This window comes from Pseudonocardia yuanmonensis (assembly GCF_039542425.1).
GTDB classification, from domain to species: domain Bacteria; phylum Actinomycetota; class Actinomycetes; order Mycobacteriales; family Pseudonocardiaceae; genus Pseudonocardia; species Pseudonocardia yuanmonensis.
Window position 1 is genome coordinate 102,516 of the sequence record NZ_BAABIC010000008.1, and the last position, 14,518, is coordinate 117,033.

Here is a 14,518-nt window from a genome sequence, read left to right on the forward strand (position 1 = left end):
GACCCGACTCGCGCTGCAGGAACTCCCGACTCGCGCTCCCTTGTGCGCGGGTCGGGAGATGTGGACCCGCGAGTCGGGAGATCCGCGTGGTCAGCTGGGAGGGGCGGCGTCCTGGATCGAGGCCGGGGGGAGCACCACGAACTGGCGGAGGGCGAGGTCGGGGTAGGTGACCGGGCCCCGGGGGCCGGGGGTGTGGTCGACGTTGATGCCCGTCTCGGGCAGGCCGAGCAGCTTGTACCCGTCGAGCAGGCGGGTCGGGCTGTTCCAGAACACGCCCGTGCCCGTGTAGGCGTCGATGAACCGGTGCGCGACCGCCTCGTCGGCCGCGCAGACGCAGGCGGCCAGGCCCGAGGTCTCGCGGGCGGCGGTGAGCGCGGCGTCGACCGCGCCGTCGACGGGCGCGACCGTCACGTGCGCCTCGTTGCCGGAGTCGAGCGCCCACTCGTGGCCGAGGGCGTGCGCGTGCGGCGGCAGGCTCAGCGCGATGCCGCGGTCCCGCAGCACCTTCTCCGCGACCGGCAGGAGCTTCTCGTACACCGGGCGGTCGATGAGCAGCAGGTTCAGCCTGTTGCACACGCCGAGGCGGTCGGTCGAGTCGTGCACCAGCCGCTCGACGACGGTCTCCTCGGCCGTCGAGTCCAGGTACAGCACGCCACCGCCGTCGGCGTGGGCGAGCACGCGGGTGCCCGCGGCCGCGCCCAGCATCGACAGCTTCCGGGTGACCTCACCGCTCCCCCGCACCACGACGAGCGGCACCAGGTCGGGCAGCCCGACGAGTGCCTCGGCGCCGGCGTGCCCGGGCAGCGGGACGAGCTGCACCGCGTCCGCGGGGATGCCGTGCGCGGCGAGCGCGGGTGCGATCACCCGCTCGACCAGGGCGGTCGCGCTGCCCAGCGCGGCGGCGCCGGTGCGCAGGACGGCGGCGCTGCGGGCCTTGAGGACCTGCGAGGCGACGTCGATCGTCACGTTGGGGCGGGCCTCGAAGACCGCGCCGATGACGCCGACCGGGATGCTGCGCTCGAAGACGCGCTCGCCCGTCGGCAGGTTCCGGACGAACCGCTCCACCGGCGGCTCCGGCGTCTCCGCCAGCACCTCGAGCTGGGTCGCCATGTCCGCGAGCCGCTCGGGCGTGAGCCGGAGCCGGTCGAGCAGGCCGCCGGCCATCCCGTTGGCGGTGGCCGCCTCGACGTCCCGGGCGTTGGCCGCCAGCAGCCCGTCGGCCTCCTCGCGGAGTAGACCGGCGGCGGTGCGCAGCGCGGCGTCGACCGCGGTGCCACCCGCCGCACGCACACCCGGGGCGGCCGCGGCCGCACGCTGGGCGGCGGTCCGGACGGCGGCGAACTCGGGGGCTTCGGCGGCTGCGCTCACGCGACAACCGTACGACACGCCCGCCGTCGACATTCCCGCTCCACCGGAGACCTCACGCGGTCGGCGGCGGTCCGCGGACGGGCCGCGTCATGATCATCGACTGCGGTACCTGACGGCCGTCGGCGCCCGGTACGCACCGCACGTGCCGATCATGAACCAGCGCGGGCAGCCAGGGGAGCCGACGCGGTCCGGGCAGGCGTGCCGCTCAGGCGGGCTCGGCATAGACGACGATGTTGTCCTCGTAGGACCGCGTGTCCGGGTCGAAGCGCCCGCCACAGGTCACGAGCACCAGCCGTGGTGGACCGGTGCGGGCGAAGGTGTCGGCGGGCAGCACCGCCTTGGCGAACTCCCGCCGCGCGACGACGCGGTACCGGACGGCGCGGCCGTCGTCGCCGGTCAGGACCACCGGCTCGCCGACCGCGAGCTCGGGCAGGACGGCGAGGATCCCGATCCCGGCGACCCGCGAGTCCACGTGCCCGGCGACCACGACGGTGCCGGTCCCCGAGCCGGCGAGCGCGCCGGGTGCCCACCAGCCGACGGTCTGTGGCGGCTCGGGGACGACGAGCGCGCCGTCGGGCCCGGTCCCGACCGGGACGACCGGCGCACCGGTCCCGCGTCCGGGCAGGTCGAGACGCACCGGGACCGCACCGCCGGGACGGAGCCACGGCGGGGCGCCCGGCCCGGGGGCCACGGTGCCCGCCGGCACCACGCCGACGGGGTGTGCGGTCACGGCCGGCTCCCGACCGACGACGAGCACCGCCGCCGCGACCAGCAGCACCACCCCGGCCGACCCGAGCAGGGCGGGCATCCACCGTCGCCGACGCGGTGCCCGGTCCGCCACCGAGGCCTCCGGCACGTCGGCGCCGTCACGAGCCGGCGCGGTCGCGGCGGCTCCGGCCGGCGCCGGCGAGGACCCGGCCCGCACCTGCCGACCCACGGCCGACGTCCCCGGAGCGGGGCCGCCGGCCGTCGGGCCGGGTGCGCGGACGCGCACGGTCAGGCGCGGGTCCGCCGCGCCCGGTACCCGGCCACCCCGGCGGCCCCGAGCAGCACCAGCCCGGATCCGGCGAGGACGACCGGCAGGACGTCGTCCGAGCCGGCGGCCTGGCCCCCGCTGCCGGCGTCGACCGAGCCCGGCGTGGCGGCGCCCGCGGACGACGAGGCGGCCGAGAGCCTCGCGGCCAGCGCGTCGAGCTGGGCGAGCGCCTGCCGGGCCGCGGACCTGGCGTCGGCGGAGGCGTTCGGGTCGTCGATCACCGCGTCGGCCGCGTCGCGCGCCTGCTGCAACGTGGACCGGGCCGCCTGCAGCCACGCGGCGTCGAAGGGCTGCCCGCTGCGCGCCTGGAGGTCCGCGATCAGGGCCTGCTGCTGGGCGTCGAGCTGGTCGCCGAGCACGACGCCCTGCGCGGAGGCGGCCTGCCCGACCTGGTCGAGCAGCGCCTGGCCCTGCGACGTCAGGTCCGGCGCCAGCCCCGTGACCTGCTCGCCGACGCCCTTGTCCGTGCCCAGCCCGCCGAGCGCGACGAGCCCGAGCGCGCCCTGGTTGGCCTGGCCGAAGGCCTCCCGGGTGGCGTCGGTCGCCCCGCCGCCGGCGTCGCCGCCCGGGGACGGCGGCGCCGCGCTCCCGGTCGGGGCCGGCGGCGCCTGGTCGGAGCCCGACCCGCAGGCGGCCGCACCCGTCAGCGCGAGCGCCGCGAGGACGGTGCCGGCCGCCGCGCGGGTCAGCCGAGTGGTCATCACGTTCCCCCGAGATGTGCTGGTCACGTGGCCGAGTATCGGGACGCGACGGCGCCCCGCAACTGCGTGCAGCTCGATCGGGTGGTCCGTTCTGCCCACGCCTCAACGCCCGGTTGGGCGAGGGCCGCGGTGGGTACTCAGCGAGGCGGCGGCGCGAGGTGCACGACGGTCGTCGTCGTCATCTCGTCGAGCAGCTCCGGTCCGTACCCGAAGCCCTGCCCGCTGGCGCCACGCGGCTCGGCCGCCCCGCCCGGGGCCCCGCCGAACACCGCGTTGACCTTCACCGTGCCCACCGGCAGCTCGCGCCAGGCGCGTTGGGCGTGCTCCATGTCCGGGGTGAGCACGGTGGCGGCGAGCCCGTACCGGTCCTCGGCGGCCTCGCGCAGCGCGGTGTCGAGGTCCGGCACCTCCCGCACGGGCGCGACCGGCCCGAACGTCTCCTCGGACAGCACCGCCATGCCCGGCGTGCAGCCGCCGAGCACGGTCGGCGGGTAGAACGAGCCGGGCCCGGTCGGCAGCTCGCCGCCCGCGAGCAGGCGCGCGCCGTCCGCGACCGCCCCCTGCACGTGGGCGTGCACGTGCTCCCGCTGGCGCTCGTCCACGAGGGGGCCGATCCGCTCGGCCCACTTCCCCGCCTCGGCCACGAGTGCCTCGAGGAAGGGCTCGGCGACCTCGGTGAGCACGTAGATCCGCTCCACCGACACGCAGATCTGTCCCGCGTTGGCGAAGGAGCCGAGCGCCGCCTGCTCGGCGGCCCAGGCCGGGTCGACCCCGGCGTCGACGATCAGCGGGTCGTTGCCGCCGTTCTCCAGCAGCGCCTTCGCCCCGGTCCGTGCGCAGGCCGTGGCGATCGAGCGGCCGGTGGCGGTGCTGCCGACGTGCGCGACGACGTCGACCTCCGCCGAGCCGGCCAGCGCCTCGCCGACCGCCCCGTCGCCGTCGAGGACCTGCAGGACGCCCTCGGGCAGGTGCGCGGCGAGCAGCTCGGCGAACCGGCGCCCGGTGCGCGGGCAGCGCTCGCTCGGCTTGTGCACGACGGTGTTGCCGGTGACCAGTGCGGCACCGAGCAGGCCCGCGGCCACCGCGACCGGGTCGTTCCACGGGGTCAGGACGGCGACGACGCCGCGCGGCGCGTGCACCATCAGGTCCGTCGCGCCCCACCCGCCCTGCAGGCTGCGCCCGCGGTGCAGCGGCCCGAGCTGGGCGTACTGCTCCAGGGTGCCGATGCCGGCCTCGACGCCGCCGCGGGCGTCGTCCGGCGTCTTACCGGTCTCCCGGGTGTTCAGCTCGGCGAGCTCCCCGGCCGCCGCGCGGACGGCGTCGGCGGCGGCCCGGACGGCGGCGGCGCGCTCCGCGGGGGCGGTGCGGGCCCAGGCCGGCGCGGCGGCGCGGGCGGCGGCCAGCGCGGCCCGGACCTCTTCCTCGCCGGCGACGGGGACCGGCTCGAGGGCTTCGCCGGTGCGCGGGTCGGAGAGGGTGAGGGTGCGGGTCGGTTCCAGGACGGCCGTCATGCGTGACGGCTACCCGGCACGAGGAGAAGTACGCCGCGCCGCGGTCCTCAGTGCACGATCGACGCTCCGCCCGGTGCCGACGTCCGCTCCGCGAACTCAGATCAACGCCGCTCGATGGCGACCTCCGCTCGCCCCCGCTCAGTGGTGCTTGAGCTTGGCGGGGGTGGACGGCGGCGGCACCACCGGCCCGATGTCGCCGTCCGGGGCCTCGTCGAGGTCGACCATCACCGGGGCGTGGTCGCTGGGCCCCGAGCCCTTCCGCGCCTTACGGTCGATCCACGCCGCCTTCGTCCGGCCCGCGGGATCGGCGCCGCAGAGCACCAGGTCGATGCGCATCCCCATGTCCTTGTGGAAGCGGCCCGCGCGGTAGTCCCAGTACGAGAACACGCGGTCGCCCGGCCACCGGTCCCGCACCACGTCGGACAGCCCGGTCGCCTGCAGGGCGGCGAGCGCCTCCCGCTCCGGCGGCGTGACGTGGGTGGAGCCGACGAACAGGTCGGGGTCCCAGACGTCGGCGTCCGTCGGGGCGATGTTCATGTCCCCGGCCACGACGGTGTGCGCGGTGTCGCCCGCGGACACCATGTGCCGCAGGGCCTCGAGCCAGCGCAGCTTGTAGCCGTAGTGCGGGTCGTCCGGGGTGCGGCCGTTGGGCACGTAGACCGAGGTCACGCGCAGCCCGCCGCAGGTGGCGGTGATCGCGCGGGCGTCGGGGGTGTCCGAGTCGAAGGTGGGTTCCTCGGGCAGCCCGCGCAGGACGTCCGTCAACCCGACGCGGGACAGCAGCGCCACCCCGTTCCACCGGCCCTGCCCGTGGTGGGCGACCTCGTAGCCGCGCTCGGCCAGCGGGCCGTCGAACTCGGCGGCCCAGTCGGCGTCGGACAGCTTGGTCTCCTGCAGGCAGACGACGTCCGGGGCCCGCTCGTCCAGCCAGGGCAGCAGCCGCGGCAGCCGCGACTTCGCGGAGTTCACGTTCCAGGTCGCGAGGCGCACGGCGAGCGACCCTAGTCGTCGTCGGCGGGCGAGGCCTTGCGGACGTACAGCAGCCGGTCGCCCCGCTCGAGGGCGTCGACGGCCGAGGCGTCGACCCGGTAGAGCTCGTCGCCGCGCACCACGCCCAGCACGATGTCGGCGAGGTGCCGCGGGGAGCCGCCCACCTCGTCCGACTCGACCTCGCGCTCGCTGATCGCGAAGCCGGCCTCCGGCGTGAGCAGGTCCTCGACCACCTCGACGACGCTCGGGGTCCGGGTCGCGACGCCGAGCAGGCGGCCCGCCGTCTCCGCGGAGACGATCACCGAATCGGCGCCGGACTGCCGCAGCAGGTGCACGTTCTCCGACTCCCGGACCGCGCACACGATCCGCGTCTTCGGCGCCATCTCCCGCGCCGTCAGGGTGACGAGGACGGCGGTGTCGTCCCGGTTCGTCGCCACGACGATGGCCGACGCCTGGTGGGCGCCCGCGATGCGGAGCACGGCGGAGCGGGTGGCGTTTCCCGTCACCGTGACGAGACCGAGCGCGGAGGCCGCGTCGAGCTGGGCGCGGTCGGTGTCGACCACCACGATCCGTTCCGGCTCGACGCCGTCGCCGAGCAGCGTCTCGACGGCGGCACGGCCCTTCGTCCCGTACCCGATGACGACGGTGTGGTCGCGCACGCGTGACCTCCAGCGCTGGATCCGGAACGACTGCCGGGAGCGTTCGGTGAGCAGCTCGACGGTGGTGCCGACGAGGACGATCAGGAACAGCAGCCGCAGCGGCGTGATCACCACGGTCGTGAGCAGCCGGGCGGTCGCCGTGTAGGGGACGATGTCGCCGTAGCCGGTCGTCGAGAGCGAGACCGTGGCGTAGTAGAGGGCGTCGTTGAACGAGATCTCGCCCTCGCCGTTGTTGTCGACGTACCCGTCGCGGCCGACGTAGACGATCAACGCGGCGGCGAGCAGCGCCCCGAACGCGACGGCCACCCGCTTGAGCAGCGCGACCAACGGCCTCTCGGGGTTGTCGGGCATGCGAAGGGCGCCGATCACCAGCGGATCGACGGGCGGGCGGCGGGGCCGATCACGCATCGCGCGGAGACTAGCGCCCCGCGGGGCGCACCGGGGGACGGGTGTCCGCCCTGCGATCATGCCGGGATGAACACCTCCCGGCCGCTCGCCGCGCTGCTCGGCACGGCCGCCGTCGCGCACGCCGTCGCCCCGCGGTTCTTCGACGCGATCGTCCCCGCCGGGCTGCCGGGCACCCGGCGGTTCTGGACCTACGCCTCGGGGGTCGCGGAGGGCGCCGTCGCGGCCGCCGTGGCGGTGCCGCCAACCCGTCGGCCGGGCGGGTACGCCGCCGCGGCGCTGTTCGTCGCGGTGTTCCCGGCCAACCTGAAGACGGCGCTCGACCGGGCGGACGAGCCGGCGCGGCGGCGCGCCGTCGCCCACGGCCGGCTGCCGCTGCAGGTGCCGCTGGCGCTCTGGGTGCTGAGGGTGGCCCGCAGGGGCTGATCTCCGCAGGTCAGCGGGGTCGTGAGTGGCAACTGCCCCCGTAGCGGCAGTGAGCACTCACGGGGACGTGAGACCTGCGGAGGCCGCACCGTCGGCGAGCGCGTCCAGCCCGAAGGCGCCCACCGGATCGAGCGCACCGACACCGGCGACGCCGTGCGAAAGCGCGCGGGAGGCGCCCCAGGCGAGCAGGTCGGCGGTGAGGGCGTACGGGTCGGGGGCGGTGCGGCGGGTGCGGGCGAGGAGGGTGCCGTACTCGTCGAACACCTCGGCGACGACGTGCGACCGGCAGCCCGCCAGCGCCTCCGCCGAGGGGGCGCGGGGCAACCGGTCGGCGAGCCGGCCGAGGCCCGCGAGCAGCGGCGCGGGCGGGCCGGGGAGCCGGCTCGTGCGGTGCACGACCTCGCTCAGTGCCCCGAACCAACCGAGGTGGACGTCCACCGTCCGCAGCCCGGGGTGCAGCCGCGGCAGCGCGAAGTGCTCGACGCCCCCGATCGACACACCGGGCCACGGCCGCCCGTCGACCTCGTAGGTGCGCAGCCGCGCGCCCGCCTTCTCCGTCGTCAGGGTGCCGTGCCGGACGGTGTGCCCGGGCGTCCCGGCGATCCCGATCAGGGACTTCACGGTGCCGCGGGAGAACAGCCGGCCGCGGCCGGACAGGAAGTAGCCGACGTCCACGCGCGCGGCCCGCTCCCCCGCCTCACGCAGCGCGAGCGCCCCGGCGAGCACACCGGGCACGTAGTCGTGGCCGAATGCGGTGAGCAACCGCGCGCCGGAGCGCTCGGCGGCCGGGCCCTGCAGCTCGAAGACCTCGCGGAGGAAGGGCGGCTCGCCGGCCGAGTCCACACAGGTCGCGCCGGCGGACACCGCCGCGGCGAGCGCCGCCCCGCCGAGCCGGGTGAACGGGCCGACGGTGGTGACCAGCACGTCGTCCGGGCCGACGAGCGCGGAGACGGACGCGACGTCGGTGACGTCCGCGGTCACGGTCGGGCAGCCGAGGCGCTCGCCCAGGGCCGCCAGCCGGGCGGCGTCGCGCCCGGCCAGCACGGGCCGCACCCCCCGCCCGACCAGCACCTCCGCGGTGCGCCCGCCCGTGTAGCCGGTGGCGCCGAACAGCACGATGCGTCCGCTCACGGTTCCGGAGCGTAAGCGGACCGGCCATGACCCGTCCGACGGGCGCGCGGGACCGGGCCGGGTGCCTAAGGTGTGCGCGTGATCGCGACCGACGGCGAGGTCCCGCGCGTCCCGCGGCGCCGGCGGCTGTTCCGCCGCGCCGGCGGCGACGCGACGGAGGTCCTCGCCGCGGGCGCGGCGATCGCCGCCGACCTGCGCGGCGGCCTGGGCGCGCGGGCCGGTGACCTCGGCCCGGACCCGGTGGCGCGGGCGGTCCGGCGGCTGCGCACCCTGCTCGACGCCGACGCCGTCGGACTGGCGGAGCTGCACGGGGAGATCGCCTGGTCGGGGCGCCCCGACCCGCAGGCCGACGAGCTCGTCGAGCAGGCGCGCCGGGACGGGCACCGGGCGGCGCGCGGCACGACGGTGGTGCTGCCGCTGCAGGTCCGCGGGGAGCCCGCCGGGGTGCTGGCGGTGTGCGGCGACGTCACGCGCGCGGCGGCGCGGCGGGCCGCCGACTGGGTCGCCGAGGCGCTCGAACGCGGCCGGCTCGAGGCGTCGGCGACGGCCGCGGAGGAGGCCGAGCTGCGGGCGTTGCGCGCGGAGATCTCCCCGCACTTCGTCTACAACGCGCTGACCACGATCGGCTCGTTCGTCGACAGCGACCCGGACCGGGCCCGCGACCTGATCCTCGACTTCGCCGAGTACATCCGGCACTCGGTGGCCCGCCGCGGCGACTACACCACGCTGGCCGGGGAGTTCCGCGCCGTCGAGGCCTACCTGGCGCTGGCCCGCGCGGTGCTCGGCGACCGGCTGCGGGTGCAGGTCCGGATCGCGCCGGAGGTGCTCCCGGTCGCACTGCCCTTCCTCGCCCTGCAGCCGCTGGTGGAGAACGCGGTGCAGCACGGCGTCGAGCGACGCAACGAGGGCGGGTCCGTGCAGGTCAGCGGCGAGGCCCAGGGCTCGGAGTGCGTCATCGCGATCGAGGACGACGGGCCCGGCATGGATCCCGAGGTGGCCCGCGCGCTGCTCGCCGGGGCCGGACCGGGCGACGGGCTCGCGCTGACCAACGTGGACCGACGGCTGCGCGCGGTCTACGGCCCGCAGTACGGCCTGGTGATCGAGACCGCGGTCGGCGCCGGCACCCGCGTGGTCATGCGGGTGCCGCGCTTCCAGCCCGGGGTGGTCGCCTCGTGAACGGCAGGGTGAACGAGGCGCGCCTGCGGGTCCTGGCGGTCGACGACGTCGCCCCGGCCCTCGCCGAGCTGACCCGGCTGCTGGCGGCGTCGCGTTGCGTCGAGGAGGTCGTGCCCGCCGGAGACGCGCTCACCGCGCTGAAGCTGCTGCAGGCCGGCCGGTTCGACGCCGCCTTCCTCGACATCTCCATGCCGGGGATGGACGGCCTGGAGCTCGCCTCCCTGCTCTCCCGGATGACCGACCCGCCGGAGATCGTGTTCGTGACGGCGTTCGAGGAGCACGCCGTGTCCGCCTACGGCGTGGGCGCGCTGGACTACCTGCTTAAACCGGTCGCCGCGGAACGGCTCGACGCGACCCTCGCCCGGGTGCTGCGCGTCGCGCGGGCCGCGGACCCCGCGCCGCCCGCCCCGGCCGTCGACGAGCTGGCCGCGGTGTCCGTCGAGCTCGGCGGCAGGACCCGGTACGTGCGCCGGGACGACGTCCGGTTCGCCGAGGCCCAGGGCGACTACGTGCGGCTCTACACCCGCGGGGGCTCCCACCTGGTGCGGATGCCGATCTCGCGGCTGGAGGAGTACTGGTCGGGCGCGGGGTACGTGCGGGTGCACCGCAGCTTCCTGCTGGCCGTGCACGCGGTGCAGGAGCTGCGCAGCGACACGAGCGGCGGGCTGCTCGCCCACACGGACGCCGGTGACGTCCCGGTGAGCCGCCGGCACGCCCGCGAGCTGCGGGAACGGCTGCTCGAGGCCGCGACCCGCGGCGACTTCTCACCGGGCCGGCCACGATGAGCGCGGCCCGGTGAGCCGGCAGCGGCGGGTCGCGGTGACCAGCCCGCAGACCCGGGTGGCGCTCGCCGCGCGGCGGGGCGTGTCGGCGGTGCCGCGGTCGTTGACCGGCGACGAGCTGCGTGCGGCGGCGCGGATCCGGCGCCGTCAGCTGCGGATCGCCGCGAGCACGCTGGCCGCCGCCGCGCTGCTGCTGGTCGGGCTGCCCGTGCTGCTCGGGGTGGTGCCGGTGGACGTGCGGCTCGGGCCGGTCCCGGTCGTCTGGATCGCCGTCGCGCTGCTGCCCTACCCGGTGCTCGCGGGGCTGGCGCACTGGCAGCTGCTCCGCGCCGAGCGGACCGAGGGCGGGACCGAGCGGGACCGCGGCCGGTGATCGCGTTCGCCGTCGTCCCGGTCGTCCTGGCGACGCTGCTGATCGGGGCGCGCGGCGTGGCGGCGCTGCGGTCCACCTCGGACTTCCTCGTCGCGTCCCGGCGGGTCTCCCCCACGCTCAACGCCGCCGCCGTCGCCGGGGAGTACCTGTCCGCGGCGTCGTTCCTCGGCACCGCGGGGCTCGTCGTGAAGAACGGGGTGGGCGCGCTCTGGTACCCGGTCGGGTTCACCGCGGGCTACCTGCTGATGCTCGTGCTGGTCGCGGCCCCGATGCGGCGCACGGGCGCGCTCACCGTGCCGGACTTCGCCGAGGCCCGGCTGGGCTCGGCGGGCCTGCGCCGGTTCAGCGCCGTCGTCGTGCTGGTGATCGCCGGGCTGTACCTGGTCCCGCAGTTCACGGCCGCGGGCCAGGTCCTCACGCTGGTCAGCGGCACCCCGCACTGGGTCGGGATCGTGGTCGCGGGCGCGGCGGTCAGCGTGACGCTCGCGCTCGGCGGGATGCGCGCCGCCACCTACGTGCAGGCCTTCCAGTTCGTGCTCAAGCTGCTGCTGTTCATCGTCCCGGCGATCTGGCTGGTCGTGGCGGTCGGCGCCGGCACCCGGGCGGAGGCGCTGCGGCCCGCGGAGTACACCGCCTTCCCGCGGGCCACCGAGGTGACGTTCCGGCTGGACACCCGGTTGCAGGTCCGGGAGCCGGTCACGGTCCTCGCCGGCGGGGTGCCGGTGCGGCTGGACCCGGGCGAGCACGTGGCCCCCGGCGAGGCGACCTGGGTCTTCCCCGAGGGCGCCGCCGTGCCGGAGATCGCGGGCGCGGCGCTGCCGGGCAGCGACACCTGGCAGCACCCCCTGCTCGACGGCGGCAACGGCCACCCGCTGCTCGCCACCTGGTCGATCCTGGTCGCCACGGCCCTGGGCACGATGGGGCTCCCGCACGTCATCGTCCGGTTCCACACCAGCCCGGACGGCCGCGCCGCCCGGCGGACCGCGGCCATCACGGTCGGCCTGCTCGGCTCCTTCTACGTCTTCACCGTGGTCTACGGGCTGCTGGGCGGGGTGCTGCTGCCCGAGCTGTACCTGTCCGGGGCGACCGACACCGCCGTCGTCGCGCTGCCGGGCCGGGTCGACGGCGGCACCACCGGGGCGGTGTTCACCGCGCTGCTCACCGCGGGCGCCTTCGCCGCGTTCCTGGCCACCTCGCTCGGCCTGCTGCTCGCGCTGGCCGGGGCGCTCGCCCACGACCTGCTGCCCGGCTCGCTGCGCCGGCTGCGGCTGACCGCGCTGCTCGCGGCCGGCGTGATCGTGCTGTTCGCCCTGCCGGCCGTGCGGATCGACGTCGGCGCGGTCGTCACCTCGGCCTTCGCCGTGGCCGCGTCGACCTTCTGCCCGATGCTGGTGCTCGGGATCTGGTGGCGGGGGCTGACGGCGCGGGGCGCGTTCGTGGGGATGGCGGTCGGGCTGGCGTCGTCGGCCGGGGTCATGGCGCTGGGGCTGCTGGCCCGGCCGGACCCCGGGCTGGTGGCGCTGCTGCTCGGGCAGCCGGCGCTGTTCTCCGTGCCGCTCGCCTTCCTCACGATGATCGCGGTGTCCCGCCGCGACCGCCCGCCGGCGGGTGCCGAGGCCGCGATGCTGCGGCTGCACCTGGACGAGCGAACCTGAACACGGGACCACTGGTCGCAGAATCCGACCGTTCGTCGGCCGTTCGTCGTCCGACCCCGCGGTGTGTCGTGGGTTACTTCCGCCGTCCTGGGTAGTCCCGGTGTGCTGTGCCCGGTCCGTCCGGGTCCGCGCGGCCCGTTGATCCCCACGATGCGAGGAGGCACCGTGAGCACCACCGAGTCCGGGCCCCCTGCCGGCGAGAGCCCGGCAGGAGGCGCCACGGAGCGGCCCGACTGGACAACGGTCCAGCAGAGCCCCGAGTTCCAGGCGCTCCGCAGCCGGTTGCGCCGATTCATCTTCCCGCTCACCGCCGCGTTCCTCGCCTGGTACCTGCTGTACGTGGTGCTGGCGAGCTACGCGGCCGGCTTCATGTCGATCAAGCTGGTGGGCAACATCAACGTCGGCCTGGTCTTCGGCCTGCTGCAGTTCGTGTCCACGTTCGCCATCACGACCTGGTACGTGAAGTGGGCGGACAAGAAGTTCGATCCGCACGCGGAGGCGATCCGCGAGGAGATCGAGGGGGTCCGCAAGTGAGGCTCCTGGCGCAAGGGGTGGAGGGCTCGAGCCCGCTGCTCAACATCAGCATCTTCGCGATCTTCGTGATCGTCACGCTGGCGATCGTGATCCGCGTGAGCAAGAAGGCGTCGAGCGGCGCGAGCGACTTCTACACCGCGGGCGGCGGCTTCTCCGGCCCGCAGAACGGCATCGCGATCTCCGGCGACTACCTGTCGGCCGCCTCGTTCCTCGGCATCGCCGGCGCCATCGCCCTCAACGGCTACGACGGCTTCCTCTACTCGATCGGCTTCCTCGTCGCCTGGCTGGTGGCGCTGCTGCTCGTCGCGGAGCTGCTGCGCAACACCGGCCGCTACACCATGGGCGACGTCCTGGCGTTCCGGATGCGCCAGCGTCCGGTCCGTGCCGCCGCGGCGACCTCGACGCTCGCGGTGTCGTTCTTCTACCTGCTGGCCCAGATGGCCGGCGCGGGCGGCCTCGTCGCGCTGCTGCTCGACGTCACCTCCACGACGGGTCAGTCGATCGTCATCGCGATCGTCGGCGCGCTGATGATCGCCTACGTGCTCATCGGCGGCATGCGTGGCACGACCTGGGTGCAGATCATCAAGGCGGTGCTGCTGATCGTCGGCGCCGGCGTGATGACGCTGTGGGTGCTCTCGCTGGTCGGGTTCAACCTGTCCGCGCTGCTCGGCGACGCCGTCGAGCGGGCCGGCGCGGCCGGCGAGAAGCTCCTCAACCCGGGCGCCCAGTACGGCAAGAGCGGCACCACCCGCCTCGACTTCATCTCGCTCGGCCTGGCGCTGGTGCTCGGCACCGCGGGCCTGCCGCACATCCTGATGCGCTTCTACACCGTGCCGACGGCCAAGGAGGCGCGTCGCTCGGTCGTGTGGGCGATCTGGCTGATCGGCATCTTCTACCTGTTCACGCTGGTCCTCGGCTACGGCGCCGGGGCGATCGTCGGGCCCGACGCGATCAAGAAGGCCCCCGGCGCGGCCAACTCCGCGGCCCCGCTGCTGGCCTACGAGCTCGGTGGCACGGTGCTGCTGGGGCTGATCGCGGCCGTGGCCTTCGCGACGATCCTCGCGGTGGTCGCCGGACTCACGATCACGGCGTCGGCGTCCTTCGCGCACGACATCTACATCAACGTGATCAAGCACGGCCAGGTGCAGGACGAGCAGCACACCGAGGTGAAGATCGCGCGGCGCACGGCGGTCGTGATCGGCATCGTCGCCATCGCGGGCGGCATCCTCGCCAACGGGCAGAACATCGCGTTCCTCGTGGCGCTGGCCTTCGCCGTCGCGGCCTCGGCGAACCTGCCGACGATCCTCTACTCGCTGTTCTGGAGGAAGTTCAACACCAACGGCGCGCTGTGGAGCATCTACGGCGGTCTCTCCATCACGCTGGTGCTGATCATCTTCTCGCCGGTCGTGTCCGGGAAGCCGGTCGATCCCGCCACCGGCCGCAGCAACTCGATGCTGCAGGGCGTGGACTTCCACTGGTTCCCGCTCGACAACCCGGGCCTGATCTCGATCCCGGCGTCCTTCCTGCTCGGCTACCTCGGCACGGTGCTGTCGAAGGAGAAGGCGAACAAGGAGAAGTACGCGGAGATGGAGGTCCGCTCGCTCACCGGGGCCGGCGCCGAGAAGGCGGTCGCGCACTAGCGAGCTGCTCGACGCGGACGCGGCGTCCCTTCCCGGGGGCGCCGCGTCCGGCGTTCTCGGGCTCCGCGTCGGGGATCCTGGTTCCCTCACGCGAACTGGTCGGGTGCTCTGCCGCGTGACGGTTCCACAGT

General features: G+C 75.4%; 14 protein-coding genes. 7 read left to right on the forward strand and 7 right to left on the reverse strand.

The window, feature by feature from the left end:
* Window positions 1-90: 90 nt before the first annotated feature.
* From ABD990_RS13835 to ABD990_RS13860, 6 genes are all read right to left on the reverse strand, one after another.
* On the reverse strand, window positions 91-1,368 hold the full coding sequence (locus ABD990_RS13835) for an aldehyde dehydrogenase family protein (RefSeq protein ID WP_345380872.1): 1,278 nt from the start codon (window positions 1,366-1,368) through the stop codon (window positions 91-93).
* 205 nt (window positions 1,369-1,573) lie between these two features.
* Complete coding sequence (locus ABD990_RS13840) at window positions 1,574-2,176, reverse strand: class F sortase (protein ID WP_345380873.1); 603 nt, start codon at window positions 2,174-2,176, stop codon at window positions 1,574-1,576.
* 188 nt (window positions 2,177-2,364) lie between these two features.
* Entirely contained in the window at window positions 2,365-3,105 is a 741-nt protein-coding gene (locus ABD990_RS13845) for a DUF4142 domain-containing protein (protein ID WP_345380874.1), read from the reverse strand.
* Window positions 3,106-3,242: 137 nt separating this feature from the next.
* Entirely contained in the window at window positions 3,243-4,616 is a 1,374-nt protein-coding gene (locus ABD990_RS13850; protein WP_345380875.1) for an aldehyde dehydrogenase family protein, read from the reverse strand.
* Window positions 4,617-4,754: 138 nt separating this feature from the next.
* Entirely contained in the window at window positions 4,755-5,606 is an 852-nt protein-coding gene (locus ABD990_RS13855) for an exodeoxyribonuclease III (RefSeq protein ID WP_345380876.1), read from the reverse strand.
* 11 nt (window positions 5,607-5,617) lie between these two features.
* Window positions 5,618-6,673 carry a potassium channel family protein gene (locus tag ABD990_RS13860; protein ID WP_345380877.1) on the reverse strand — a complete coding sequence of 352 codons (1,056 nt, stop codon included), beginning with the start codon at window positions 6,671-6,673 and terminating at the stop codon, window positions 5,618-5,620.
* Between the two features lie 66 nt (window positions 6,674-6,739).
* Here ABD990_RS13860 and ABD990_RS13865 point away from each other — a divergent pair, with 66 nt between their 5' ends.
* The gene (locus ABD990_RS13865) at window positions 6,740-7,096 is read left to right on the forward strand and encodes a DoxX family protein (protein ID WP_345380878.1); all 357 of its coding nucleotides are present in this window, start codon (window positions 6,740-6,742) and stop codon (window positions 7,094-7,096) included.
* A 57-nt stretch (window positions 7,097-7,153) separates the two neighbouring features.
* Here the strand turns inward: ABD990_RS13865 and ABD990_RS13870 are convergent, their stop codons facing one another.
* Complete coding sequence (locus ABD990_RS13870; protein WP_345380879.1) at window positions 7,154-8,227, reverse strand: saccharopine dehydrogenase family protein; 1,074 nt, start codon at window positions 8,225-8,227, stop codon at window positions 7,154-7,156.
* A 78-nt stretch (window positions 8,228-8,305) separates the two neighbouring features.
* Between ABD990_RS13870 and ABD990_RS13875 the strand changes: the two genes are divergently transcribed.
* The 6 genes from ABD990_RS13875 (at window position 8,306) to ABD990_RS13900 (ending at window position 14,387) form a co-directional block, all read left to right on the forward strand.
* Complete coding sequence (locus ABD990_RS13875; RefSeq protein ID WP_425569596.1) at window positions 8,306-9,403, forward strand: sensor histidine kinase; 1,098 nt, start codon at window positions 8,306-8,308, stop codon at window positions 9,401-9,403.
* Window positions 9,400-10,188 (forward strand): LytR/AlgR family response regulator transcription factor, encoded by a 789-nt coding sequence (locus ABD990_RS13880; protein WP_345380880.1) that lies wholly within the window; start codon window positions 9,400-9,402, stop codon window positions 10,186-10,188. The genes ABD990_RS13875 and ABD990_RS13880 overlap by 4 nt, the downstream gene beginning before the upstream one ends.
* 10 nt (window positions 10,189-10,198) lie before the next feature.
* A complete protein-coding gene (locus tag ABD990_RS13885; protein WP_345380881.1) occupies window positions 10,199-10,558 on the forward strand; it encodes a hypothetical protein in 360 nt (119 codons plus the stop codon).
* Window positions 10,555-12,213 (forward strand): sodium/solute symporter, encoded by a 1,659-nt coding sequence (locus tag ABD990_RS13890; RefSeq protein WP_345380882.1) that lies wholly within the window; start codon window positions 10,555-10,557, stop codon window positions 12,211-12,213. Before ABD990_RS13885 ends, ABD990_RS13890 begins: the two co-directional genes overlap by 4 nt.
* Before the next feature lie 165 nt (window positions 12,214-12,378).
* Window positions 12,379-12,747: a DUF485 domain-containing protein gene (locus ABD990_RS13895; RefSeq protein ID WP_345380883.1), complete on the forward strand. Its 369-nt coding sequence runs from the start codon at window positions 12,379-12,381 to the stop codon at window positions 12,745-12,747.
* Window positions 12,744-14,387, forward strand: a complete 1,644-nt coding sequence (locus ABD990_RS13900) for a solute symporter family protein (protein WP_345380885.1) — start codon at window positions 12,744-12,746, stop codon at window positions 14,385-14,387. The genes ABD990_RS13895 and ABD990_RS13900 overlap by 4 nt, the downstream gene beginning before the upstream one ends.
* Window positions 14,388-14,518 lie beyond the last annotated feature (131 nt).